Raw genomic sequence first — 23697 nt, 5'->3', positions numbered from 1 at the left:
TTATGAGTCAAGAACATTTATCTCTCGAGTTAGCAAGCTTCGCTGCTAATTTAAAAGTAAGTGATATTCCAAATGATGTGATGAGCCGTGCTGAAGATTTATTAGTGGATTGGTTTGGTTCAGCAATTGCAGGCAAAGGTTCACGTCCTGTTGAAACCATTACCCAGTTTGCGCAAAATATGGGCGGCTTTGATAGCAAGCACGCTGGCCCTTCAGAAATTTTGATCTCGCGAAAAAGTTCCAGTCCTTTTTTAGCAGCAATGGCTAATGCTGCCGCTTCACATGTGGCCGAGCAAGATGATGTCCACAATGGCTCAGTCTTTCATCCGGCTACCGTGGTGTTTCCACCTGCCTTAGCTTGTGCACAAGCCATTGGCGCATCTGGCGAAGATCTTTTAGTTGCAGCAGTAGCTGGTTACGAAGTTGGCATTCGGGTTGGTGAATTTTTAGGCCGTTCTCACTACAAAGTCTTTCACACCACTGGCACTGCAGGTACGCTTGCTGCTGCTGCTGCTGTGGGTCGACTGCTAAAACTCTCGCCCGCGCAAATGTTGCATGCCTTTGGTTCTGCTGGCACACAATCTGCTGGCCTCTGGGAATTTTTACGTGATGCTGCAGACTCCAAACAATTACATACCGCCCATGCTGCTGCAACCGGCTTAATGTCCGCATATATCGCCCAAGCAGGCTTTACTGGCGCAGAGCATATCCTCGAAGGTAAGCAAGGTTTAGCTGCCGGCATGTCAAGTGATGCCAATCCGAGCAAATTAGTGGATCGTTTAGGTAGTCGCTGGGCTTTAGCAGAAACGAGCTTTAAATATCACGCCTCCTGTCGTCACACGCACCCTGCTGCTGATGCGCTCTTACAAGTCATGTTAGCCAATAAACTCAAGCCAAGCGATATCGCTAAAGTAGAAACTTTAGTACACCAAGGTGCGATTGATGTCTTAGGGCCTGTCGTTAATCCAGCCACGGTTCATCAATCCAAGTTTTCTATGGGCACTGTATTGGCTTTGGTTGCCCACTATCAATTCGCTGGCCTTCAAGAATTTGATGCACATTTTCATGATGATGCTATTTGCCTCTTCCGTGATCGCGTCACTATGACTCTCGACCCCGAAGTAGATAGTGCATATCCACAACGCTGGATTGGTAAAGTCAAAGTACATTTGAATAATGGGCAAATTCTGGATGGTCGCGTTGATGAGCCTAAAGGGGATCCTGGAAATACCTTAAGCCGCACCGAGATTACCGATAAGGCGATGCGGCTTGCTGCTTTTAGTGGAGGCGCCAGCCCTGCTGAGATGAAAAAAGCAATTGATCTCTTGTGGAATATTCGCAAACAGGCCAAGCTAGGCCCTCTACTTACCAGTAATTAGACTGCCAGTCCCATATGAATCTACTGGAGATACCTTTATGCCCTCCTAGCAGGAAGTTGCTTGGGGCAAGCGGGTTATTGAGGCCGATAAGCATCTAAAGGGAGTACAGTGAAGCTAGATGGGCGCATGATTGATCGCCTGGCGGTATTACTAGCCCAAAAAACCATTGCCATTGCTGGTAAATACTAGGGATTACCACTCCCCAAAGGGCTCTAAAGATGGCAAAATTATTCAACTTAAAAAGATGGAGATGAAAGTGAAGATTAAGAATTTCTTATTTTCCGGAATCACTGCAGCACTCACTGCTAGTGCGCTTATAGGCGGTAATGCTTTAGCAGAAAAAGATTGGCCAACAAAGTCAATCAGCCTCGTCGTACCTTTTGCTGCTGGCGGACCTACTGACACTGTTGCAAGATTAATTGCAGTGCCAATGGGGCAAGCCTTGGGGCAAACCATAGTAGTTGAGAACGTCAACGGCGCTGGGGGCACCATTGCCTCTACTAAGGTAGCGCGTGCTGCGCCAGATGGCTACACCATTTACCTGCATCACATGGGTATGGCAACTGCTAACGCACTCTATGACAAGCTTCCCTACGATCCATTGACTAGCTTTGAATATATCGGCCAAGTAGCCGACGTACCAATGGTGCTCTTGGGTAAAAAAGATTTGCCGCCAAATAACTTCAAAGAGTTAGAGGCCTATATCAAAGCGAATGGCTCAAAACTCACCATGGCTAATGCTGGTCCAGGTGCCGTGTCTCAGCTTTGCGGCTTGCTATTCCAAAGCCGTATGGGTGTGAAACTCACTAACATCCCCTATAAAGGGACTGGCCCTGCTTTGACAGACCTGTTGGGTGGTCAAGTAGATCTACTTTGCGATCAAACGACCCAAACTATTCCTTATATCAAGGATGGTCGTGTGAAGGCTTATGGCACTACTACTATGAAACGCTTACCTGCAATTCCAAACGTACCGACTTTGGATGAGCAAGGCTTAAAAGGTTTCGAAGTCAAAGTTTGGCATGGCATGTACACGCCAAAAGGTGTTCCAAAACCGATTTTGGATAAGCTCAATGCTGCTTTGAAAAAAGCGCTCAACTCACCTGATGTGAAAAAGCGTTTAGAAGATGCCAACATTGATATCGTCTCGCCAGAGAAGATGACCCCCAATGGCTTAAAGACTCACCTTGAGGCAGAAGTGAATAAATGGGGTCCGATTATTCGTAAATCGAATATTCCAGACTAAGCATTGACTGCATCAGATAAAAAGCCAGCATATTGCTGGCTTTTTTCTTTCTAAAGACTTGATGCTAAATCCTAAATTGCTTAACCTGGTCTAAATAAATAACCAGAGCGAGCCTTCTCGCGGCGCTTTCTATAAAGCACTCCAAATAATGCTATCAAAGCCCAGATTGCCAAGAATGGATCTAGTAAGTAATCCCAAAGATTGGCAGACTCATGCCAATGGGCTGCCCAAGCAAGAATAGCGATAGCAATAATCCAAACACCCTTATTCCAATTGGCTAGGCCACATACAGTTGCAAAGAGTAAGACTGCAATCAAGAACAGAGTTGATCCATATCCCCAAGCGTAGGGATCAATCATGCCAAGACCTAAGGCAAGTGGGTAGAAAGCAATGGCGATACAAGCTACAGCGAACTTCAATGCCAATGGAGTAGGCTTACTTAAGGATAGCAATGAGGTCCAAAGTAACAAGGTAGTGACGATACTCAGATCACCAATGACACCCCTGATATAAGCAGAAAGCGGTAATTCCATACCGAGGCCTAATGGCCAGAAAAAGAGATTACTGATCAATAGAATCAATAATACTTTTGCAATCAGTGGAAATTGTTGATGGGATGTTTTTTGCACTAGTAATGTAATCACTGCAGCGCAAGTAATGGACATCTCAACTAAGGCAAGAGTTTGCATCAGATTATTCATTATTTAGCCTCCTGAGAAATGACATCTACTGGTGAAGTATTGAACTGGCTTTGGGCATGCTTTAACCAAGCCCCAGAGAAGTATCGATGACGAATCTTTTTACGATCCCAGGTATAAACCACATGAGCATCATTACCATCAAGGCTAATGAGGTATGGATAAGAAAATTCTTTGCGCTGATCTTCTGGCAAGGCTTCATCATCTTCTAGCACTTCTATGGTTTGCCACTGTCCAGATTTAGCATCCGCCATCATCAAGACCAAGCGATAACGCCCTGTTTCGAGATTATTGAGCACCAAAATTCTTGCGCCATTATTCAGCTGTAAACCAGTCACTGCAGCATTAGGATTGGCAATCGGCAAATCTGCCTCTGACTGCCATGATTGGCCTGCATTTTGTGTTTGGCTAACGGGCACTTGCTTGGCTTGACCTGCACTTCTTGTTTGACGGAAATACGCAGTTGCGTCCTGAGCATCGTTTACAAAAACCAGTGGTTGAATAGTGCTTCGGCCAGAGCTCATGCGACGTTTATCAATCACTTGCCCGGCATCGATTCTTAAGAATTCACCGAAGCGCCCGATCCACTCGTGATAAGCAGGCAAACCTAGGCGACCATCAGCAAAAGAAATGGCTGGCGACTTCACTAAGGTACTGAGATTAATCAGGGGTGAACTGATCAGGCGCTGTGGATTACTCCAGGTCAAACCTTCATCATCTGAAATCACACTGGAAATTGAACTGCCTGCCCAACCACCTATCGAAACTGTGACAAAGAACAATTGCAGGCGACCGTCTGCCATTCTGGCGGGCACTGGATTGCCCAGCTTGGCGATATAACGTGATAAACCTTTTTCAGCACTCACTCTATCCATCACTACAGTAGGGGCGCTCCAATTGGATGACTTAGGATCAAAAACAGCACTGTTAATCACAACATCTGCAGCCCCTTCGCGACTGCCAGCAAACCAAAAAGCCCGAATAGCTCCGTCCTTCAATGCGATCAGAGATGCGGCATGTACTGAAGCAGCGCCGGTTTCTGGTAACCATGTGCTAATGGGGCTTGCAATACTTGCCTTACTTTGAATGCTTTGATTTTTAGACTTTGGAGTAGCCGACACATCCACTTCTTCTTCAACTGAAGTGACTGTATTAATCGAAAAAGGAGCCCAAGCTGGACGACTATCAATATGTAAAAAGCCGATCACTGCAGCTAGCAATAAAAAACACAGGGCGAGAACACGGCTCATCTACAAACATCCTTAACATTAACAAGATCGGAGGCGACTGGTTTTGCAACTGATGTTGCAACTAAGTACTCATTTACAAATAGATTCTTGCTAACCTGGCCCTGCAAGATCTCCATAATTTCTTCATTGGAGTGCCGAGCTCGCATTTCCATTCTCTGCCCAACAATTTCACAAGAATCACAAAGTACAGGAGTACTTCCAAGTGGCACTTGTACCGCAACGAGAGGGTAAGAGCTTGTCAATCCATTCACATCACTGGCATCTTTCGCTGGATAGCCGTGTAACTTAGTATCAGGCAAGAGCAATCGATACTCTTCATCTTTTGCGCGGAAGTCACAAGGAATCCAAATATCCTTACCTTGCAATTGGGCAATCGTCGCTGTTGAGTAGCGTCCGAGCTGCCCTTCTAAGGGGGCTAAGCTACTAGTCAGTGCGCAATAAGTCAGGAAGCAAGCTGCTAATGCCAAAGTTTTAGTCTGTTGATATTTAAATAAACCCACTAGAGCAATCACAAGACTTCCAGCCATCAAGATCCAATGGCAATAAGAATAAGTCCATGAGTAGACCTCCCCCATCAGGCCAGAAAATTGCAGATTAGCGCCGATCCACAATAGGAGGGAAAGAATCAGTATCTGTAGGAGAAGTGCAATCCGAAAGCCCCATAAAGGTAAGCGCTCCCAATGCAAGGCAATCAAGGCAGCAAATGCTGGCATGACTGGTAATAGATATCGGCCAGAACGCTGGCTAGGCAAAGTAAACACAATCAAAAATGCAGCTATCAGCAATAGTAAGAGAACTTCTTCAAAGCTTAAGAAACGACGTTCACGCCAGCATTGCCATAAAGTAGAAATCAAGACGAAAGTAAATAAGCCAGCATTAGCTACTGTAGTTAAAAGTAATAGCCAAACACTGTCACCGCCACGAACGAGATCTAGGAAGTAATTTGAATTTCGTGCTGCAAATTTTCCAGCGTTCTCACCCAGAACAAATTCTTGCCAAACCGCTTCTGGGTTTGGATCAAATGCAAACCACAAAGCAAATACTGCTAGGGCCAATATGCCAGCGATACAGACCTTATAAAGATCATGGGTGAGTGTTTTTGGAATACTCCACTGCCGCCAGCGCCAGTAGTAAAGGCTTAGGGCGAAAGTTGCTGGCGCGATGTAAGCAAAGGATTTGGCAAAAAGAGCCAGGCCAAAACAGATGCCGGCCAATAGTGGGAAAAAGAATTTGGATTCAAACGCGCACTTACCCCAATATAGAAGCGCCATGAATGGCAAGCTGATCCAAAAGACTTCTGGTGGGTCTGCTAAGAAGGGACGTCCATAACGATAGGTGGCAAAGAAAGAAAGCCAAACTAAAGTCGCCAATAAGCCGGTTTGGGTTTTGCCGCTAAAGCGACGCACTGCTAAAAATAAGAAAAATGCCGTAAGCCCTGTATAGAGAACGCTAGGCCAACGAAGATTCGCTAGCGACCATTGGCTTGCCCAGTGAGTACTGGCAATTCCTTGCCAAAAAATGAGGGGTGGTTTGGTATTTTTGATCCCGTCCATTTCAGACTGGAGGGGTAACCAATTTCCGACCTCAGCAGTCATACGGACAATATGCATATAGGGATACTCATCGCCGTTTTTAGGTGCAAATCGGCTATCTAAGCCGTAAAGATAGGTAAATACACCTAAAAGTAATATTAGGAGAGCAGAACGGTAAGAAAATAAACCTCGCATCCCTATAGTTTATAGGTATGTGCGAAGATCTGATAAAAGCAGATTCAGCCTCTTTTTTGCATGAGCTTATGAAAAATGAATATGAGGCAAATCTTACTTCCTTCAGGACTTCTTGTTTAATATGTGACTAAACAAAAACGTAATACATAATTCAGAAATAAACTAAATGGAGATGTAACCCATGCGAGCAAAGTATCTCAAACCCGCAATCCTAGCAGCGCTCTATATCAGCTTAAGCCATTGGAGTAGCGCTAGTCTTGCGCAAAAAGCTGATGCCAGCAATTTATATAAACGCAGCCTTGCTGCTACTTGCGCTAACTGTCACGGTACCGACGGCAAAGGGGTGGTTGATGGCGGTATGCCCTTGATCAACAATTTAACTAGCGAGCAAATGCTAGCCCAATTAAAGGCATTTAAATCAGGCGCTCGCGAAGGAACCATCATGCCGCAGTTAGCTAAAGGCTACTCTGACGAGCAACTCGAAACTATCGCCAATCAGCTTGGCAAGAAATAATAAGGAAGCCCATCATGGATCGTCGACACTTCATTGGTCAAAGCGCAGCAGCGCTTGGATTGCTTGCAGGCTTCTCTGGCCAGGCTCGCGCTAATTTACAAAAAGCAGAAATTCTAGTTATTGGTGGTGGTTATGGCGGCGCTACTGCTGCTAAATACCTACGCCTATTTTCAAATAATACTGCCAAAGTAACACTCATTGAGCCAAATGCTTCATTTATTTCTTGCCCACTATCCAATCTGGTTGTAGGTGGCTCACGTACTTTGGCAGAGCTCACTTCGCCTTACGATACTCTGAGCAAGCGCCATGGCATCAACATTATTCAAGATAGCGTTGCCAGTATTGATGCAGATAAAAAAACCGTCAAACTAGCTTCAGGTAAAACCTTGCGCTACGACAAGGCAATTGTTTCTCCTGGCATTACTCTGATGATGAATAGCATTGAAGGTCTAGCGCAAGCCAATAAAGATGGTGTCACCTTGCAGGCTTGGAAGGCTGGCCCTGAGACTGTTGCCCTTCACAATCAATTGGCAGCAATGCGTGATGGGGGAACTTTTGCGCTGAGTATTCCAGAGGCCCCCTATCGCTGCCCTCCTGGTCCATATGAGCGGGCCTGCCAAGTGGCGAACTACCTTAAGCGCAATAAGCCAAAATCTAAAGTATTAATTTTGGATGCCAACCAGGATGTGACATCGAAGGGCGCTCTATTTAAGAAAGTTTGGGCTGAGCAGTATTCCGGAATGATTGAATACTTGCCAAAACATAATGTCACTGCGGTTGACGCAAAAACTAAAACAATCAAACTTGAAGTGCAAGATGATGTGAAGGCTGATGTATTGAATTTACTGCCTGCAATGAGTGCTGGTGAAATTGCAGTCAAAACAGGTTTGGCAAATTCAAATGGTCGCTGGGTGAATGTGAATTTCATTAACTTTGAATCTACAGCACAAAAAGATATCCATGTTTTAGGTGACTCAATTCAAGTTGCACCAGCAATGCCCAAGTCTGGTCACATGGCGAATCAACATGCCAAAGTAGCGGCGGCCGCCATTGTTGCTGAGCTCTGTGGCTGGGAAATGAATCCAGCGCCCGTTCTCACCAATACCTGCTATAGCTTCGTCAATGACCGTGAGGTTGTGCACGTTGCTAGCGTCCATCAATACAACGCCGCTGAAAAGACCTTCAAGACTGTTCCGGGCTCTGGAGGGCTCTCACCGGCACCATCCACCCTTGAGGGGGTATACGCCTGGGGATGGGCTCACAATATCTGGGCGGATAGTTTGGGGTAATCAAAGACAATCATCCGAAAAAAGGGGCCTTTGGGCCTCTTTTTTATTCTCCCAGACCTCATTGGGAAATATACTGGCAAAAATGTATTAGAAAACCGGAGATCTAGATCTATATGAGCATGACCCCAAACTCACCAAAAGATGCCTCTAAGCTAGAGGCATCCATTGAAAAGTGGACAGTACCGATTGGCAACCTATTTGTATCCCTATTTCATCGCATTGCCTTGTTTGGAATTGGTGCGGCAACAGTTTGGTCAGCAGCCGTTGCATTTGTGGGAATGATGGGCAAAGGATCTGCATCAATTGAAGACTTGCTACTGCTATTCATCTATTTAGAGATCGGCGCCATGGTTGGAATTTATTTCAAAACTAACCATATGCCAGTCCGCTTTTTAATCTATGTTGCCATTACTGCCGTTACCCGACTCATTATTGATTTGGTTAACACAAAGCATGAAGCTGATCTACCCATTCTCTACATGGGCATCACAATCCTCGTGCTAGCTTTAGCAAATGCAGTGGTACGTTATGCCTCTTTCAAATACCCCAGTAGATCAGGTGAAAGCGAATAACTGATGAATGGCACCCTGCTTTAGGTCCTTATATATATGGATCATGATCTCGCACCTATTCTTAATTCATCACAATAAAAGGTATTGGCATGTTGTTTCTTAGAAAATCCCAAGAAAGAGGCTATGCCGATCATGGCTGGCTCAAAAGCTTTCATTCTTTCTCTTTTGCTGGGTACCACGATCCCCAATTTATGGGCTGGGGGAATTTAAGAGTTATTAATGAGGATCAAGTGGCAGCCGGTATGGGCTTTGGTAAACATGGCCATCGCAATATGGAAATCATTAGCTATGTTCTCTCCGGTGAATTAGCGCACCAGGACAGTATGGGCAATGTAAAAAGTATTCCACCAGGAGACGTGCAACGCATGAGTGCTGGCTCTGGTGTGACGCATAGCGAGTTCAACCACGCCAAAGATCAAACAACCCACTTATTACAAATCTGGATTGAGCCTAATGTTTTAGAAATTGAACCAAGCTATGAGCAAAAGACCGTCCCGCAAACAGACAAACAAGGCAAGCTATGTTTAGTTGCCTCACCAAATGGTAAAGCTGGGTCTGTATCAATATCAGCGGATGCTAAGATATTCGCTGGCTTGTTTGATGGTTCTCAGTCAGCCAAGATGCAATTAGATCCAAAACGCAAGGCCTATGTTCACTTAATCAAGGGATCTTTGACTGTCAATGATCAAAAACTGGCTGGTGGTGATGCCTTGCTCATAGAAAACGAATCTGTCCTAGAAATGCAGGATGGCGTGGATGCGGAAGTGCTATTTTTTGATCTGAGTCATTAAATAAAAGCCGGTCTAGGTTTACGATAAACCCCTTATACAAGACCCAATAAGATCATGATTGAAACCTCTGGAAAAAAATTAGCTGGTCCAATAATTCGCCTACATCCCAATGACAATATCGTGGTGGCGCGGATTGATATTGCTATTGGCACCGAAGTGCCTAGTGAAAACTTCAGTAGCCGTAGCCAAGTCCCTGCAGGCTACAAGATAGCAGCCAAGAAGATTCTAAAAGGTGATCCAATTCTGAAATACAACGTGACTGTAGGTTTTGCAAATATCGATATCGAAGCAGGCACCATGGTTCACAGTCATAACACTGAGTTTCGTGAGTTTGATCGTGACTATGCCTATGCTAGTGAATTTAAACCTACTCAAATGTTGCCGGAATCTGAGCGCGCCACATTTCAGGGCTATATCAGAGCCAATGGAAAAGTAGGCACACGTAATTTTATTGGTATTTTGTCGACTGTGAATTGCTCCGCAACTGTAGTAAATAAAATTGCTGACTGGTTTACGCCTGATAGATTAAAAGATTTTCCAAATGTAGATGGGGTCGTAGCATTTAGTCATGATATTGGTTGCGGCATGGAAATGAGTGGTGAGCCAATGCAGCTACTCCGTCGCACGATGGCTGGTTATGCTCGTCACCCTAATCTTGCAGCAGCCCTCATTGTTGGTCTTGGCTGTGAGCGTAACCAATTAAAAGGATTGATGGAGCAGGAAGACCTCACTGCGGGTACAAATCTTCATACTTTCATCATGCAAGAGACTGGTGGCACACGTAAAACGATTGAAGCCGGTATTGAGGCAGTCAAAGCATTACTTCCAGCAGCAAATAAAGTAAAACGCGAAACGGTTTCGGCAAGTCATCTGTGTATTGGCTTGCAATGCGGTGGTTCAGATGGTTTTTCTTCTATTACTGCTAATCCTGCCTTAGGTGCAGCGATTGATATTTTGTCTCGCCATGGTGGTACTGGGATTTTGTCAGAGACACCTGAGATTTATGGCGTAGAACATACCCTCACCCGCCGCGCTGCAAATCAAGCCATTGGTGAAAAACTGATTAAACGCATTCGCTGGTGGAAAGACGAATACTCTGTTGGTAGAGATGTTCAAATCAACGGCCAAGTAAGCCCCGGAAATCAAATTGGTGGACTTGCCAATATCTTTGAAAAATCTTTGGGTTCTTCCATGAAGGGTGGCACTGGTCCATTAATGGAAGTCTATAGATACGCTGAGCCAGTTACCGCTAAAGGCTTTGTCTTTATGGATACTCCCGGCTTTGATCCTGTCTCAGCCACCGGACAAATCGCTGGTGGTGCGAATTTAATTGCCTTTACCACTGGTAGAGGCTCCATGTTTGGCTCTAAACCTGCACCTTGCATCAAGCTAGCTACTAATACCCCGATGTATCAGAGGCTTTCCGAAGATATGGATATTAATTGTGGCGAGATCTTGGACGGGACTGTCTCTGTTCAAGAAATGGGGCAACGCATATTTGAGCTCTTCCTAAGAACTGCTTCTGGAGAGGCCTCTAAGAGCGAGTTGCTGGGCCTGGGCGATTATGAATTTGTTCCCTGGCAAATTGGAGTAATGAGCTAATACGCCTGTAGAATTCATCATGAGCTCAGCAAGAATGAACACCCGAGGATGAATACAGGCATATGAAATTTAGGGATTACTACGAAACACTTGGCGTAGCGCGCTCTGCTACCGAAGCTGAAATCAAGACTGCCTACCGCAAGCTTGCCCGCAAATACCATCCAGATATCAATAAAGAGGCTGGTGCTGAAGAGCAATTCAAAGAAATTGGTGAGGCCTATGCGGTTTTAAAAGATACCGAGAAGCGTGCAGCTTACGATCGCTTTGGTGCTAACTGGAAAAACGGTCAAGACTTTACCCCTCCCCCAAATTGGAATGAAGGTTTTGAATACTCTGATAGCCAATTTAATGGTGGTCATCCAGGCTATGGTGGCGGCTTTGAAGGTGACCAAAGTGAATTCTTTGAATCTCTTTTTGGTAGAGGCAATCATCGCCAAGGTGGCCGCAGTGGACAAGCACGTCAAGGTATGAACTTCAAAGGGCAAGATCATCATGCCAAAATTTTGGTTGATCTTGTTGATGCCTATAACGGCGCTAAGCGCACTATTGCATTGCACATGCCAACGCAAGATGCCAATGGTCATGTAAGTACGCAAGAACGTAAATTAGATGTTAGCATTCCAAAAGGGATCAAAGCTGGTCAAAATCTTCGCCTCTCAGGGCAAGGAGGTCCGGGTATTGGCGAAGGTCCAGCAGGTGATCTCTATTTAGAAATTGATTTTCATCCAAATCCAATCTATCGGATTGATGGCAAGGATGTATTCATCGATATTCCATTAGCGCCATGGGAGGCAGCCTTAGGTACTGCAGTCAATGTACCGACACCAGCAGGTACTACTTTGGAATTAAAGATTCCAGCAGGGACTGTTGCTGGCCGCAAGCTGCGTCTCAAAGGCAAAGGCATTCCGAGTGCCGAGCCTGGTGACTTATATGTAGTTCCCACGATTGTTTTACCACCTGCAGGAACCGATGCCCAAAAAGAAGCCTATCAAAACTTTGAGAAGGCTTTTGATTTCAACCCTAGATCTCACCTGAAGGGATGATGACCATGACGAAGATAAACACCACCTGGATTGAAGCAAGTATCGTAGAAAACGAAGTGCATATGAGCATTGTGGAACTCTCGCACGCTTCTCGCACTCCTCAAGAATTGATTATGTCTTGGGTATCAGAGGGAGTCCTCAGTCCTGCAGGCTCATCCCCCGAAGATTGGCGCTTTAGTGGAGACTCTCTTAAAAGAGCCCAAACCGCAGCGCACCTCACGCATGATTTGGAATTGAACGTTTCAGGAGTTGCTCTGGCGCTTAATCTCTTAGATGAAATCGCACAACTTCGTGCGCGCCTAAACCTTAAATAAGCAAGGTCAAGACTCGGAACGACCCAGCAGCAGTTCCCAGCGTTGAAGTTTTTGTTCTAGCTGCTCAGTAATCTCTGTTAAACGTGCTTGCAGGCTGGCAGCCAACTCAGGTTCATTCTTATAAAGCTCTGGATTGCTCATCGCAATACCGATATCTGCCTGCTCTATTTCTAGTTCTTCGATTTGCAAAGGCAAAGTCTCTAACTCTTGGCGCTCCTTGCCATTGAGTTTTTGCACCCCACTCTTGATCGCTGGCTTTACTTCTACTTTAGGCGCTTGCTTGACCTCGGCTTTAGGCTCAACTTTAGATTCAGGTTTTGCAAGATTGGCACGAATTTGATCTGAGCGTGCTTTTTGGATCTTCCAATCCTCGTAGCCGCCCTCATACTCACGCCATAGTCCATCACCCTCATGAGAAATGATGCTAGTCACTGCGTTATCCAAGAAATAACGATCATGGCTCACTAAAAATACAGTTCCTTTGTACTCTTGTAGCAATTGCTCAAGCAAATCTAAGGTATCAATATCTAAATCGTTGGTTGGCTCATCTAGAACCAACACATTTGCCGGTCTAGCAAACAAACGAGCAAGTAGTAAACGATTGCGTTCACCACCCGACAAAGTACTTACCGGAGAATTAGTGCGCTCTGGTGCAAATAAGAAGTCGCTTAAATAACTTTTGACGTGTTTCTTATTGCCATTGATTTCAATCCACTCGCTGCCTGGGCTAATATAGTCCTCAAGCGAAGCATTAAGGTCAAGACCTTCGCGCATTTGATCAAAATAAGCCACTTCAATGCGAGTACCCATCGTAGCGCTTCCTGAGTCAGGAGCAATAGTCCCTAGAATTAATTTCAGTAAGGTTGTTTTACCTGCACCATTAGGGCCCAGTAAACCGACTTTATCGCCCCGCAAAATCGTGGCGGTGAAGTCTTGCACAATCGGCCTATCGTAGGATTTACTCACATTTTGGAGGTCTGCCACAATCTTGCCACTTCGATCGCCCGCTGAAACAGCCAACTTCACTTGGCCCATCTCATCTCTTCGCTCGGCGCGGCTGGTGCGTAACTTCTCAAGGCGAGCAATACGGGCGACGCTACGTGTCCGCCGAGCTTCGACACCCTTCCGAATCCATACCTCTTCTTGGGCTAATAATTTATCGGTTCTGGCATTAGCCAATGACTCTGCATTGAGCTCTTGTTCTTTGAGAACTTCGTATTGGGTAAAGTTGCCAGGGTAGCTTCGTAAAATTCCACGATCAAGCTCAACGATTTGCGTACAGACATTATCTAAGAAAGCGCGATCGTGGGTAACCAGAATGACAGAGCCTAGATATTCTTTTAAAAGCCCCTCCAGCCATGCAATTGAATCTAAATCTAAATGGTTAGTTGGCTCGTCTAAAAGTAAAACATCAGGCATTTCTACTAAAGCACGTGCAAGTGCCACACGTTTTTTAGTTCCCCCTGATAGCGTGCTGATTTTAAGATCCGCCTCCAAATGCAATCGGTCTAGCGTCTCATGCACCCGCTGCTCCCAATTCCAGCCGCTGAGTGCCTCTAATTGCGATTGCACCTCATCCAAGCGGTGGTGAGAGGCATCATCCCAGTCGCCTATGCTCAGCGCCTCATATTCCTCACGCAGGGCTTTGGCACTGGCCACGCCCTTTGAGACTGCATCAAAGACTGTCTCTTCAGCATTAAAGATAGGCTCTTGGGGAACGTAAGCAATTCTCAGGCCTTGCTGATATTGCAAAAGCCCATCATCCATTTTTTCAATGCCAGCTAAGATCTTCAATAAAGAAGATTTGCCAGTGCCATTGCGCCCAATTAAGCCAACGCGTTCACCTGATTCAAGTGAAAAAGCGGTATTTGCGAGGAGGTCTACGTGGCCGAAAGCCAGTTTTGCATCAGTAAGTACGATTAAAGCCATGGCGACATTATCGTCACTTCCGAAAAAGAGGTGATTTTTCTGAAATTATCTGAAAAATGAGCAGGCTGAGGGAAAGATTTACTTTGATAAGTAATCTAGCGCAAGTGCTTCTGCTACTTTAATCCCATCAACGCCAGCCGAGAGTATTCCGCCTGCATAACCAGCTCCTTCACCTGCAGGATAGAGCCCTTTAATGTTTAAACTTTGAAAGTTAAGGCCACGGGTAATACGAAGAGGTGAAGAGGTTCTAGTCTCTACAGCCGTTAAAACAGCATCTTTCATCGAAAAGCCCTTAATTTGCTTTTCAAATGCAGGCAGTGCTTCACGTATTGCTTCAATTGCATAGGCTGGCAAACTGTCTGCTAAGTCAGTCAAATGAACGCCTGGCTTATATGATGGAATCACGCTGCCAAACTGCGTTGAGGACTTGCCTTCCAGAAAATCTCCCACTAGTTGCCCAGGGGCCTCATAGGTTCCACCGCCCAGCTCAAAGGCTTTAGATTCAATTGCGCGCTGGAACTCAATTCCAGCAAGTGGACCGCCGGGATAGTCCGCTGGAGTAATGCCTACCACGATGCCTGCATTAGCATTACGTTCATTGCGCGAGTATTGACTCATGCCATTAGTGACTACCCGATTAGGCTCTGAGCTTGCTGCTACGACTGTGCCGCCAGGGCACATACAGAAGCTGTAGACCGAGCGACCATTCTTAGCGTGATGAACTAACTTGTAATCAGCTGCACCAATCAACTCATTGCCGGCGTGAGGTCCTAAGCGGGCCTTATCAATCAGCGATTGTGGATGCTCAATGCGAAACCCCACTGAAAATGGTTTGGCCTCCATAAAGACTCCTGCCTCATGCAAAGCCTCAAAGGTATCTCGAGCACTATGCCCAAGTGCCAGTACGACATGGGTTGCAGGCAGATCTTCATGGCCTTCAATTTTGATACCAGTAATTTGCTCGTTCTGAATGTCAAAACCAATCACTTTTTGGGAAAAACGAATCTCACCACCCAGGTCAATAATTTCTTGACGCATTTTCTCTACTACGCCTACCAAGCGGAAGGTACCAATATGAGGCTTTGCAACGTATAGAATTTCTGCTGGCGCACCTGCCTTCACAAATTCCTTAATCACTTTGCGGCCATAAAACTTCGGATCTTTAATCTGGCTCCATAACTTACCATCTGAAAAAGTGCCGGCGCCGCCCTCTCCAAATTGCACATTCGATTCTGGGTTTAGTACATTCTTGCGCCATAAGCCCCAAGTATCTTGAGTGCGCTCTCGCACCTTCTTACCACGCTCTAACACAATCGGCTTAAATCCCATCTGCGCCAAAACGAGCGCAGCAAATATTCCACAAGGACCAAAACCAATGACTACCGGGCGCAATGATTCGCCTGTGGCAATGGACTCAGGCGCCTTGGCTTTAAAGTGATAACTCGTATCGGGTGATGGTCTGATGTGAATATCACCATCAAATTTTTTAAGAATGGCTTCTTCACTTTTTACTGAAAGATCAACCGTATAGATGAAAGAAAGTGTCGCATTCTTTCTAGCATCGTAACTACGCTTAAAGATTTCAAAGCTGATTAAGTCTTTAGTAGATAAATTGAGACGCTTAAGAATAGCTGCTTCCACAGCTTCTGGAGCATGGTCGACAGGCAGGCGTAGTTCAGTAATGCGAATCATGAGGCTCTACAATACACAGTATTGAGACTTACTCTGCTTTTGCCCCCGAGCTTCTGACTACATTTGCCATGCGATCGAAATCTTTGACAAGCAGTTGATTGAATTCAGAAGGCGTCAGACTCCCAATTTCTATTCCCTGACGACGCATACGCTCAATGATGTCTGGCTGCTTGAGTAATTTCGCCATTTCAGTAGAAATTTTATTAGTCACCTCTTTTGGAGTCCCGGCTGGAGCTAGCAAGCCAAACCAACTATCAAATACATAACCCTTAACAGTATTACCAATGGGCGGAATGCCAGGCACAAATGGCGAAGGTTTCTCGGAAGATACCCCCAAGAAACGAATTCGGTTGTCCGCTGCAAATGGCAGCGCAGCCACATTTGCAGCAATCACTGCCTGAGCCCGATTAGCGAGCAATTCGGTAATAGCATCTCCCGTCCCTTTAGTGGGTATATGCACTAAATCAATGCTAGCCATACTATCGAAATAGGCCATAGCCAAATGAGAGGCGCTGCCGTTGCCAGCGCTAGCGTAATTGAATCCACCAGGCTTAGCCTTTGCTAAAGCAATAAACTCGGCGACAGTCTTTGCTGGAAATTCAGTATTGGTCATCAAAACATAACTACTAGTGCCGACATAGGCTGCTGCCGTGAAATCTTTGATCGGATCAAAACTGAGCTTAGGGAATAAAGTGCCATTGATATTGTGACTAGCTGCAGCCATCACTAAGGTATATCCATCGGGGGCAGATTTAGAAACAATGCCAGTGCCAACGGTGCCACCAGCTCCCGCCTTATTTTCAACTAGGACTGATTGACCAAGCGCTTGGCCTAGTTCATTGGAAAAGGATCTCGCTAAGGCATCTTGAACGCTACCTGGAGAAAATGGCACGACGATCTTGATTGGCTTACTAGGCCAAACTTCCGCTGCTATGAGCGAATTTCCAAAACCAATAAAAATAAGTCCGACGACTAAGCGCAAGAAATAGAGGATTTTTCGAGTAGGCCAAGTATTCATAGATATTCCGCTTGAAAGGTCTAGTTTCCAAAATGATACAAGGAATATGAATAGCCCACTTTAAGGGCGATAATGCGGGATGGCTCTTCGCGCAACCATCCACAAAGCCGACCTTCACGTCGCAGACTCTGACCGCCATTATTACGGTAGTCACTCCCTGACCATTGCTAAGCACCCCTCTGAAACTGAGGAGCGGATGATGGTCAGAATTCTCGCCTTTGCTTTGCAGGCACATGAGGATTTGGTTTTTACCAAGGGTTTGAGTGATACCGATGAGCCAGATCTCTGGATTAAAGATCTCACCGATGCCATCAAGCTTTGGATTGAAATTGGTCAGCCAGATGATCGCCGCATTCTGAAAGCCTGCGGTAGATCAGACCAAGTCATTGTGTATTGCTATGGTGGACATACCAGCAAAATCTGGTGGGATGGCATTGCAAATAAACTCACGCGTGCCCGCAATCTCCAAATCATTTCTATTCCCTCTGAGCAAGCAAAAGAATTAAATAAATTGGTTGAGCGCAGCATGGTCATTCATGTCAATATTCAGGATGGCGAAGTTTATGTTTCTTCGGATCAAGGTCATGTGACGATCACACCTGAAGTTTGGCGCAGTAATCAAGACTAAGTAATTCTTGAAAGATGAAATCCGTCGTCTTTGATACCAATGTTCTGCTAGATCTATTTGTCTTTAACGACTTTAGAGCGCTTCATTTAAAGCAGGCATTACTTAATCAACAAATCGATGCGCTTGCTAGCCCCAAGACTCTAGAAGAGTTTGCAGATGTGATCTCTCGACCTCTATTTGCTTTGGAGACGATAGACCAAAAAAAGATCTTGCTGCAATGGACGTCGCTAGCACGAGTCTTAGATGATCAAAGTCTATTGAGCTCCCCCTGGCGGAGCCAAGACCCAGACGATCAGGTCTTTTTGGACTTAGCCTTCACAGCCAGACCCTGCACTCTTATTAGCAAAGATAATGAAGTATTAAAGTTTGCCGATCATGCCGCAAAAGAAAATATCTTGATTTCTGCGGACTATCAGTCTTTAGAATTCTAAGGACTTAGCAGCCTGCGCTGCAATTTCAAATGATCTTAAGCGAGCGTGGTGATCATAAATTTGTCCGGTCATGATGATTTCATCTGCCCCAGTAGCAGCTAACCAGTGACGCATTTCTTTTTGAATCGTTTCTAGTGAGCCTACCGCAGAGACCTCTAAGGAATGGGCTGCTGCTGCCTTTTCATGAGGCTCACAAAATTCATCAAGATCGGCTATTGGTGCGGGCAATTGACCGCGAGTATTACGCCTCATCCGCACTACATTTTGCTGTAAGGTTGTAAAGAGGTGCGCAGCCTCTTCATCCGTATCAGCAGCCACAACATTCATTAAAAAAGCACAATAGGGTTTATCTAATTTATCTGAGGGCTTAAAAAGTTCACGATACATCTTCATTGCCTCCAACAATTGTTCAGGCGCAAAGTGTGAGGCAAATGCATAAGGTAAACCAAAATGGGCCGCCAGCTGAGCACCATATAGACTAGACCCTAGAATCCAAATTGGCACCTCTGTGTTAGCACCCGGGATCGCCTTAACGGATTGTCCATCTTGAAGCGGACCCAAATAATGTTGCAGCTCGCGAACATCTTGTGGAAACCGATCATCGCTCCCAAGCAGATCTCGACGTAAGGCTCTTGCTGTCATCTGGTCGGTACCGGGCGCTCTACCAAGACCTAGGTCAATTCGTCCTGGATAAAGAGACTCCAAAGTGCCAAACTGCTCTGCAATCACTAAGGGGGCATGGTTAGGTAGCATCACGCCACCAGATCCCACCCTAATATGGGATGTTCCTGCGGCTAAATATCCTATCAGTACAGCTGTTGCAGAGCTCGCATTACCTGTCATATTGTGGTGTTCAGCCACCCAGTAACGGGTATAGCCCCATTTTTCAGCATGCTGGGCAATATCCAAAGAATTACGCAAGGCATCGGCGGCAGTAAAACCCGCAGGAATGGGAGATATATCTAGAATGGAGTACGGGATGGGATTTGCCATCACAAGATCATACTGAGAAAGTGCCTAGTTGACATGACTAAACCTAAAATGGCTGACCCTGATGAAGGGCTCTTCAAGCCTGGCAGCAAACTGATGCATAAAAAGACTGGTGGATTTTATAAAGTAGTCTTACTGGCCAATATTGAAGCCTCTCTTGCGCCAGCCTACGTTTATGAATCGATGCAATCTCATGATTTTTGGATTAGGCCAAAAGCAGAAATGGAAGATGGGCGCTTTGAGCTCGTCTCAGAATAAAAGGGCAAATCAAATGAGTGATGACCGTATTACCAATTTAGAAATCAAACTGAGCTTCACTGAAGACCTCATCGAAAAACTCAATGAGACCATCTATAAGCAACAACAACAAATTGAATTTCTGTACCGTGAGCTAAAAGCGATTAAAGAGCAGGCTAGCAGCTCTGGTGGCGGTGGTGGAAGCCTCAAAGATGAAATTCCCCCACATTACTAGGTGACTGATAAGATAGTTCAATAGGCAACACTCTGTAAACTTCTCACTAGAAAAAAGGAAGAATATTATGGGTAACTTAACACTGTTTTTAGTGCAATGGGGCTTAACCTCCTTATCCCTTTGGGTGGCGAGTTATATCTTTAGTGGCTTGCGCTTTGCCGATGGGGGCTCACTAATCATTGCTGCCTTAGTCCTCGGATTTGCCAATGCCATCGTTAAGCCATTACTCATTCTATTTACACTGCCTTTAACAGTAATTACGATGGGTTTATTTTTGCTGGTCATTAACGCTTTAGTCTTAATGCTGGTATCGGCTCTTGTTAGCGGCTTTACGATTTCCAGTTTCTGGACTGCACTCTTTGCGAGTATTTTTATTTCTTTATTTAGCCTCTTTATCAGTGGCTTAGTTTTCTAAAGACTAAATCAATTAGGCGCAGGGTAAATATCGGCCCAAGAGTGCATTGCTGTTTTACAGGGCTGCCTCTTGGTGCTGACAGATTTAGCATTCTCAGCAGCAATACTCATTCCTGCAGTCAAAATTCCCAAACCAATTGAAACCGCGCTATTCACTACACCTTCCTTATTAATACCAGCCTTAGGATCTTGTAGGGTTCCCTCAAGCTGAACTAAGCTACCTAAGTTAACGCCCGTAGTGATGCCCGATCTCTGATGGGGGTCAATCTTCAGATTAATTGCCTCAGTATTGAGGTTGAGCGTTCCCGATAAAGTAATGTCTAACTTATCAGTCTCCACTCCAATAGACTCCTTGATATTGATCATGCCATTACTTACGGGCAAATAAGCAACTGCGCACTCTAAGATAGTTTGATTACTTTGCTTGCGCATGGGATTTAAGGCATCCATCACGGTGACAGCTAAATCACCTGCAGCATTCAATAGGTCTGAGTCGATGCGGGCGTTACCCACAGTCATTTGTGCTGCGCCATTTGCAGCTCCGACAATCTGATGCAAGCTCTTACCTCTGCCAGATAAATTCAAGGCAATTTGAGCATCTCCCCCACTCATCTTGGCACTGAAATCTCTGCTAGCTAGCACTTGCTCCACAGTAAAGCCTTTGGCATGCGCCTTGATCGTTACTACTGGAGAGGCGCTGCTAATCTGTGTAAGCGAAATTTGTGCCTGAGCTTGCCCTTTACCTAACTGAAATTTCAGATCATTAATATCAATCCTGTCACCCTTAAATGCAATGCTACCCTTCAAATCCTGCAATGAGGTTTTATCTGGCAAGCTTAGCTGAGTAATTTTTAGCGCAATCTTTCCATTAGCATTTGGCAATAAATCAAATGGCAAAGGGTCATCACTAAAAAAATATTTGCCTTGACTCTCTGCAGACTTCACTGCTGCTGTTTTTTTTCCAGTCGAGGATGCAAGCGATGCTGCCGCTAAGGGGGCTAAGTCAAACGAATTAGACTGTAGCTGGATATCGAATTGCGGCAATACCTTAGGGACTTTATTTATCTTCCCTGAAATATCCAAAGACTTTCCGTTGAGTGTGAGCGTCAAATCGAGATTTGTCTTGACGGGACTTTGATCCCAATCCATGATGAGCTGGCGCAGTGAGCCCACCTTCCCCTTGAGACCCATCTTGTAATTAGCGTACTGTAAGTCAAGCAAGATGGCAGTCTTACCGCCTCCACCGATTAATGAAAGTTTCGGCACCTCTATCATCTTCGCAGGACTATTGCCATCTTGATAAGTGATATGTGCATCAGAAATATAAACAGTATCTATGGCCACAAAAGTAGTGTCATCAGATGATTTCTGAGGCGGGCTACTATTAGCACTTTTTGAGTCAGCTGGTTTTACTGATGGCGTTAAATCCCAATTACCTTGCCCTGACTTATTTACTTCCAAATGGGCATCTAGTCCAGCAAGATGAATGTTGCTAATTTCTACATTTCCTAGAAATAAAGGAAATAGCTTTACCTCGAGGTCAATATGCTTTAAAGATAGCATTTGAGATTGGCTTGCCCATGATGCATTGCTGAGGGTAACTTGCTCAGCCTTAACGCCAATTGAGGGGAAGATATTGAGACTGACTGGCCCTGCAATTTTAAGATCACGTCCTGTTGCATCTTTCACTGCGGAGCTGAGCAGCTGGGTTAATTGCCTTGGATTGACAGATGATGCAGCATACCAAGCACCCAAGCCTCCTAAGGCTAAGACAGCGGCAAAGATAATCAGAATAATTTTGAGGGTTTTACTCATTGCGCATTCATTCTATATCGAGCTTATCAAGATGGTAAGCCCTAGACTAAAATATGGATGCTTAGCGGTCTTCCCTTGTTATAAGGAGGACAAGCCCCATATAGCCAATATTAAAACTGCAAGGAACTTGCAGTAATATCTATAAGTACTTAAGCACATTAACACCAAAAGAAGGGTAATAAACCATGGCTACAAAGAAGTCCCCAGCAAAAAAGAAAGTAGCTACTAAGGTGGTAAAAAAAGCCCCTACAAAGAAAGCTGTCAAAAAAGTCGCTGCCAAAAAGGTAGTAAAAAAAGTGGCGACTAAAAAGGTGGTGAAAAAAGTGGCAGCCAAGAAAGCTCCCGCTAAGAAGCCAGCAAAGAAACCAACGGCCAAAAAGTCAATATCAAAATCTACTAAGGTAGACCAATATGGCCTTGAGAAAGATGATGAGTTTTATGGTCTTTACTTTGCCAAATCTACTAGCAAAGGTTTAGTAGAGGTAAAACCTTGCACCTTCACCTTGATGTATTGGTGGAAAGGTTTACTTGGCTATCCTGACATGATCGAGATTTCCAAAGGCAGTGATACTGCAATGCTGCAGTTTGAATCTACTTTTGGTGGTGGTGATTCTGGTGAAACAGAATTAACCGAGCAAGATGTTCTCGACATTGATCACATTATCGAAGTAGACGAGCAAGAAATGCTGATCTCACTCTACTCCTATGTGCCCATCCCGGTTCCAGATAAATTGATTGGCGCACTGGGCTTGGCAATTCTGAACATCAATCCAGAAACCCGCTACGGCAGCCTTGAGCTATGCACTACCGAAAATGAAGAAGGCGCAACCGAGCATTTCTTACGTTATCGTGCGGCAACCTACTTGCGCGGCATTAAATCTGGAAAAGTGGAAGCAATCGAGAGCATGGTCACCAATGGCTCTGAGTTCTTTGGGCTGGCTTTAGATGCCATGTGCGTCAATAAGTCGATTAAGAAGTGGTTATTAAGCTAATTGATATCCTGAAGCAAGACTTAATCGCAACTTATCTGCAGATGTAGGTATAAGTAATAGGAAAACGGTCATTGACCGTTTTCCTACTTCCAGCAGCTACAGCATTCTGCTTTCCTAGCTTCTTGCATTCTGCCAGAGCCATTTCTTGAGTCTCACTCTCTTTAGCACCAGCTGGAGCATGTACCCCAACCGCACCATCCGATTGCTTGTATACCCCAAACTCACGTTCTGGAGTTGCACAAGCAAACAAACTAAAAACAATAATGAGAGGTAAGTAGGCAGTAATTTTCATTAGAAGAATTCATGATTGAGAATCATTTCATTCTATTCTAGAAATAATTCTTAAGATGCCAATAAATATAAATATGTCCTTTTAAGATGTCTTTTTAGGTATCTATTAAGTGATATTGCTGATAGATTCACAACATGTTTAGTAAAACCCATGAATTAATGATTGGTAGCATCTTTGCCTTACGCACTTGGTGCAAGGATCGCCTGCCAATTGAAAACTCTCTGATTGCCTACGATTTAATTCTTGTCTTGGCAATTAATAACTATGCCAAAAATAATATCTCAATCAAAGAGCTCTTTGCCTCAGTCCCTCACTCTTATACGGCCGTACGTGGACACTATCTTAGGTTCGTAAATGATGGCTGGGTTGAGCATTATCTCGATGAGTCTGATAAGCGGATCAAATATGTGCGTCCGACTGCCAAGCTTATTAAAACAATGAATGATTACGCCGCCGCCGCCCAGAAAATCTTAATGAAAAATATAGATTAGTTTTTGGCGGAGAGGGAGGGATTCGAACCCTCGGTACCTTTGACAGTACGCCTGATTTCGAGTCAGGTACATTCGACCACTCTGCCACCTCTCCGAACCGAAGAGCAA

25 protein-coding genes and 1 tRNA gene are annotated in these 23697 nt (G+C 45.0%); 16 read left to right on the top strand and 10 right to left on the bottom strand.

From position 1 onward, the window contains the following. Positions 1–2: 2 nt before the first annotated feature. Positions 3–1379 (top strand): MmgE/PrpD family protein, encoded by a 1377-nt coding sequence (locus ICN29_RS10090; protein ID WP_216132815.1) that lies wholly within the window; start codon positions 3–5, stop codon positions 1377–1379. Positions 1380–1629: 250 nt separating this feature from the next. Continuing rightward, on the top strand, positions 1630–2625 hold the full coding sequence (locus ICN29_RS10085; protein ID WP_439651275.1) for a tripartite tricarboxylate transporter substrate binding protein BugD: 996 nt from the start codon (positions 1630–1632) through the stop codon (positions 2623–2625). Between the two features lie 80 nt (positions 2626–2705). Here ICN29_RS10085 and ICN29_RS10080 read toward each other — a convergent pair whose 3' ends face one another. From ICN29_RS10080 to ICN29_RS10070, 3 genes are read right to left on the bottom strand one after another with little or no spacing between them, the layout of a single operon-like run. Beyond that, entirely contained in the window at positions 2706–3326 is a 621-nt protein-coding gene (locus tag ICN29_RS10080; RefSeq protein WP_216132813.1) for a hypothetical protein, read from the bottom strand. After that, positions 3326–4573 (bottom strand): sialidase family protein, encoded by a 1248-nt coding sequence (locus tag ICN29_RS10075; RefSeq protein WP_216132811.1) that lies wholly within the window; start codon positions 4571–4573, stop codon positions 3326–3328. Before ICN29_RS10075 ends, ICN29_RS10080 begins: the two co-directional genes overlap by 1 nt. Further along, positions 4570–6300, bottom strand: a complete 1731-nt coding sequence (locus tag ICN29_RS10070) for an ArnT family glycosyltransferase (RefSeq protein ID WP_216132809.1) — start codon at positions 6298–6300, stop codon at positions 4570–4572. The genes ICN29_RS10075 and ICN29_RS10070 overlap by 4 nt, the downstream gene beginning before the upstream one ends. A gap of 181 nt (positions 6301–6481) precedes the next feature. Here ICN29_RS10070 and ICN29_RS10065 point away from each other — a divergent pair, with 181 nt between their 5' ends. The 7 genes from ICN29_RS10065 to ICN29_RS10035 all read left to right on the top strand — a co-directional run bounded on the left by ICN29_RS10065 (position 6482) and on the right by ICN29_RS10035 (position 12425). Continuing rightward, positions 6482–6814: a c-type cytochrome gene (locus ICN29_RS10065; RefSeq protein ID WP_216132807.1), complete on the top strand. Its 333-nt coding sequence runs from the start codon at positions 6482–6484 to the stop codon at positions 6812–6814. 14 nt (positions 6815–6828) lie between these two features. Then, positions 6829–8103, top strand: a complete 1275-nt coding sequence (locus tag ICN29_RS10060; protein ID WP_216132805.1) for an NAD(P)/FAD-dependent oxidoreductase — start codon at positions 6829–6831, stop codon at positions 8101–8103. Positions 8104–8216: 113 nt separating this feature from the next. Continuing rightward, entirely contained in the window at positions 8217–8675 is a 459-nt protein-coding gene (locus ICN29_RS10055) for a phosphate-starvation-inducible protein PsiE (RefSeq protein WP_216132803.1), read from the top strand. Between the two features lie 89 nt (positions 8676–8764). Then, positions 8765–9466 carry a pirin family protein gene (locus tag ICN29_RS10050; protein WP_216132801.1) on the top strand — a complete coding sequence of 234 codons (702 nt, stop codon included), beginning with the start codon at positions 8765–8767 and terminating at the stop codon, positions 9464–9466. 54 nt (positions 9467–9520) lie between these two features. After that, on the top strand, positions 9521–11068 hold the full coding sequence (locus tag ICN29_RS10045; protein WP_216132799.1) for a UxaA family hydrolase: 1548 nt from the start codon (positions 9521–9523) through the stop codon (positions 11066–11068). A 62-nt stretch (positions 11069–11130) separates the two neighbouring features. After that, entirely contained in the window at positions 11131–12111 is a 981-nt protein-coding gene (locus ICN29_RS10040) for a DnaJ C-terminal domain-containing protein (RefSeq protein WP_216132797.1), read from the top strand. A gap of 5 nt (positions 12112–12116) precedes the next feature. Continuing rightward, entirely contained in the window at positions 12117–12425 is a 309-nt protein-coding gene (locus ICN29_RS10035; protein WP_216132795.1) for a chaperone modulator CbpM, read from the top strand. A 6-nt stretch (positions 12426–12431) separates the two neighbouring features. Here ICN29_RS10035 and ICN29_RS10030 read toward each other — a convergent pair whose 3' ends face one another. The 3 genes from ICN29_RS10030 to ICN29_RS10020 all read right to left on the bottom strand — a co-directional run bounded on the left by ICN29_RS10030 (position 12432) and on the right by ICN29_RS10020 (position 17064). Next, the gene (locus ICN29_RS10030; RefSeq protein WP_216132793.1) at positions 12432–14354 is read right to left on the bottom strand and encodes an ATP-binding cassette domain-containing protein; all 1923 of its coding nucleotides are present in this window, start codon (positions 14352–14354) and stop codon (positions 12432–12434) included. 78 nt (positions 14355–14432) lie between these two features. Beyond that, the gene (locus ICN29_RS10025) at positions 14433–16046 is read right to left on the bottom strand and encodes an NAD(P)/FAD-dependent oxidoreductase (RefSeq protein WP_216132791.1); all 1614 of its coding nucleotides are present in this window, start codon (positions 16044–16046) and stop codon (positions 14433–14435) included. A gap of 28 nt (positions 16047–16074) precedes the next feature. Then, positions 16075–17064: a tripartite tricarboxylate transporter substrate binding protein gene (locus ICN29_RS10020; protein ID WP_216132789.1), complete on the bottom strand. Its 990-nt coding sequence runs from the start codon at positions 17062–17064 to the stop codon at positions 16075–16077. A 79-nt stretch (positions 17065–17143) separates the two neighbouring features. On the opposite strand from ICN29_RS10020, the gene ICN29_RS10015 reads away from it, so the two are divergent. Both ICN29_RS10015 and ICN29_RS10010 read left to right on the top strand, forming a co-directional pair. After that, a complete protein-coding gene (locus tag ICN29_RS10015; RefSeq protein WP_216132787.1) occupies positions 17144–17692 on the top strand; it encodes a YaeQ family protein in 549 nt (182 codons plus the stop codon). Between the two features lie 14 nt (positions 17693–17706). Continuing rightward, entirely contained in the window at positions 17707–18123 is a 417-nt protein-coding gene (locus ICN29_RS10010; protein ID WP_216132785.1) for a putative toxin-antitoxin system toxin component, PIN family, read from the top strand. Here ICN29_RS10010 and ICN29_RS10005 read toward each other — a convergent pair. Then, positions 18112–19116 carry an LLM class flavin-dependent oxidoreductase gene (locus ICN29_RS10005; RefSeq protein WP_216132783.1) on the bottom strand — a complete coding sequence of 335 codons (1005 nt, stop codon included), beginning with the start codon at positions 19114–19116 and terminating at the stop codon, positions 18112–18114. The genes ICN29_RS10010 and ICN29_RS10005 overlap by 12 nt on opposite strands. Before the next feature lie 33 nt (positions 19117–19149). On the opposite strand from ICN29_RS10005, the gene ICN29_RS10000 reads away from it, so the two are divergent. The 3 genes from ICN29_RS10000 to ICN29_RS09990 all read left to right on the top strand — a co-directional run bounded on the left by ICN29_RS10000 (position 19150) and on the right by ICN29_RS09990 (position 20000). After that, on the top strand, positions 19150–19371 hold the full coding sequence (locus ICN29_RS10000; protein WP_216132781.1) for a hypothetical protein: 222 nt from the start codon (positions 19150–19152) through the stop codon (positions 19369–19371). 13 nt (positions 19372–19384) lie between these two features. Continuing rightward, positions 19385–19585: a SlyX family protein gene (locus ICN29_RS09995; protein ID WP_216132779.1), complete on the top strand. Its 201-nt coding sequence runs from the start codon at positions 19385–19387 to the stop codon at positions 19583–19585. A gap of 64 nt (positions 19586–19649) precedes the next feature. Next, on the top strand, positions 19650–20000 hold the full coding sequence (locus ICN29_RS09990) for a phage holin family protein (RefSeq protein ID WP_369411671.1): 351 nt from the start codon (positions 19650–19652) through the stop codon (positions 19998–20000). Between the two features lie 8 nt (positions 20001–20008). On the opposite strand, the gene ICN29_RS09985 is transcribed toward ICN29_RS09990, so the two are convergent. Next, positions 20009–21814: an AsmA family protein gene (locus tag ICN29_RS09985; protein ID WP_216132775.1), complete on the bottom strand. Its 1806-nt coding sequence runs from the start codon at positions 21812–21814 to the stop codon at positions 20009–20011. 185 nt (positions 21815–21999) lie between these two features. On the opposite strand from ICN29_RS09985, the gene ICN29_RS09980 reads away from it, so the two are divergent. Next, positions 22000–22806, top strand: coding sequence for a hypothetical protein (locus ICN29_RS09980; RefSeq protein WP_216132773.1), 807 nt, complete (start codon positions 22000–22002; stop codon positions 22804–22806). Between the two features lie 31 nt (positions 22807–22837). Here ICN29_RS09980 and ICN29_RS09975 read toward each other — a convergent pair whose 3' ends face one another. After that, the gene (locus ICN29_RS09975; protein ID WP_216132771.1) at positions 22838–23098 is read right to left on the bottom strand and encodes a hypothetical protein; all 261 of its coding nucleotides are present in this window, start codon (positions 23096–23098) and stop codon (positions 22838–22840) included. 134 nt (positions 23099–23232) lie between these two features. Between ICN29_RS09975 and ICN29_RS09970 the strand changes: the two genes are divergently transcribed. Further along, positions 23233–23589 (top strand): winged helix DNA-binding protein, encoded by a 357-nt coding sequence (locus ICN29_RS09970; RefSeq protein WP_216132769.1) that lies wholly within the window; start codon positions 23233–23235, stop codon positions 23587–23589. 4 nt (positions 23590–23593) lie between these two features. On the opposite strand, the gene ICN29_RS09965 is transcribed toward ICN29_RS09970, so the two are convergent. Next, positions 23594–23683 (bottom strand) — tRNA-Ser (locus tag ICN29_RS09965). Positions 23684–23697 lie beyond the last annotated feature (14 nt).

The organism is Polynucleobacter nymphae (assembly GCF_018882155.1).
GTDB classification, from domain to species: domain Bacteria; phylum Pseudomonadota; class Gammaproteobacteria; order Burkholderiales; family Burkholderiaceae; genus Polynucleobacter; species Polynucleobacter nymphae.
The sequence above is the reverse complement of the archived record's forward strand: the minus strand, read 5'-3'. Positions and strand labels throughout refer to the sequence as shown.

What these genes read in the sequence shown, in the direction of transcription:
- ICN29_RS10090 (WP_216132815.1), top strand. Translation starts at nt 3, where the DNA reads ATGAGTCAAGAACATTTATCTCTCGAGTTAGCAAGCTTCGCTGCTAAT.
- ICN29_RS10085 (WP_439651275.1), top strand. Translation starts at nt 1,630, where the DNA reads ATGAAAGTGAAGATTAAGAATTTCTTATTTTCCGGAATCACTGCAGCA.
- ICN29_RS10080 (WP_216132813.1), bottom strand. Translation starts at nt 3,326, where the DNA reads ATGAATAATCTGATGCAAACTCTTGCCTTAGTTGAGATGTCCATTACT.
- ICN29_RS10075 (WP_216132811.1), bottom strand. Translation starts at nt 4,573, where the DNA reads ATGAGCCGTGTTCTCGCCCTGTGTTTTTTATTGCTAGCTGCAGTGATC.
- ICN29_RS10070 (WP_216132809.1), bottom strand. Translation starts at nt 6,300, where the DNA reads ATGCGAGGTTTATTTTCTTACCGTTCTGCTCTCCTAATATTACTTTTA.
- ICN29_RS10065 (WP_216132807.1), top strand. Translation starts at nt 6,482, where the DNA reads ATGCGAGCAAAGTATCTCAAACCCGCAATCCTAGCAGCGCTCTATATC.
- ICN29_RS10060 (WP_216132805.1), top strand. Translation starts at nt 6,829, where the DNA reads ATGGATCGTCGACACTTCATTGGTCAAAGCGCAGCAGCGCTTGGATTG.
- ICN29_RS10055 (WP_216132803.1), top strand. Translation starts at nt 8,217, where the DNA reads ATGAGCATGACCCCAAACTCACCAAAAGATGCCTCTAAGCTAGAGGCA.
- ICN29_RS10050 (WP_216132801.1), top strand. Translation starts at nt 8,765, where the DNA reads ATGTTGTTTCTTAGAAAATCCCAAGAAAGAGGCTATGCCGATCATGGC.
- ICN29_RS10045 (WP_216132799.1), top strand. Translation starts at nt 9,521, where the DNA reads ATGATTGAAACCTCTGGAAAAAAATTAGCTGGTCCAATAATTCGCCTA.
- ICN29_RS10040 (WP_216132797.1), top strand. Translation starts at nt 11,131, where the DNA reads ATGAAATTTAGGGATTACTACGAAACACTTGGCGTAGCGCGCTCTGCT.
- ICN29_RS10035 (WP_216132795.1), top strand. Translation starts at nt 12,117, where the DNA reads ATGACGAAGATAAACACCACCTGGATTGAAGCAAGTATCGTAGAAAAC.
- ICN29_RS10030 (WP_216132793.1), bottom strand. Translation starts at nt 14,354, where the DNA reads ATGGCTTTAATCGTACTTACTGATGCAAAACTGGCTTTCGGCCACGTA.
- ICN29_RS10025 (WP_216132791.1), bottom strand. Translation starts at nt 16,046, where the DNA reads ATGATTCGCATTACTGAACTACGCCTGCCTGTCGACCATGCTCCAGAA.
- ICN29_RS10020 (WP_216132789.1), bottom strand. Translation starts at nt 17,064, where the DNA reads ATGAATACTTGGCCTACTCGAAAAATCCTCTATTTCTTGCGCTTAGTC.
- ICN29_RS10015 (WP_216132787.1), top strand. Translation starts at nt 17,144, where the DNA reads ATGGCTCTTCGCGCAACCATCCACAAAGCCGACCTTCACGTCGCAGAC.
- ICN29_RS10010 (WP_216132785.1), top strand. Translation starts at nt 17,707, where the DNA reads ATGAAATCCGTCGTCTTTGATACCAATGTTCTGCTAGATCTATTTGTC.
- ICN29_RS10005 (WP_216132783.1), bottom strand. Translation starts at nt 19,116, where the DNA reads ATGGCAAATCCCATCCCGTACTCCATTCTAGATATATCTCCCATTCCT.
- ICN29_RS10000 (WP_216132781.1), top strand. Translation starts at nt 19,150, where the DNA reads ATGACTAAACCTAAAATGGCTGACCCTGATGAAGGGCTCTTCAAGCCT.
- ICN29_RS09995 (WP_216132779.1), top strand. Translation starts at nt 19,385, where the DNA reads ATGAGTGATGACCGTATTACCAATTTAGAAATCAAACTGAGCTTCACT.
- ICN29_RS09985 (WP_216132775.1), bottom strand. Translation starts at nt 21,814, where the DNA reads ATGAGTAAAACCCTCAAAATTATTCTGATTATCTTTGCCGCTGTCTTA.
- ICN29_RS09980 (WP_216132773.1), top strand. Translation starts at nt 22,000, where the DNA reads ATGGCTACAAAGAAGTCCCCAGCAAAAAAGAAAGTAGCTACTAAGGTG.
- ICN29_RS09975 (WP_216132771.1), bottom strand. Translation starts at nt 23,098, where the DNA reads ATGAAAATTACTGCCTACTTACCTCTCATTATTGTTTTTAGTTTGTTT.
- ICN29_RS09970 (WP_216132769.1), top strand. Translation starts at nt 23,233, where the DNA reads ATGTTTAGTAAAACCCATGAATTAATGATTGGTAGCATCTTTGCCTTA.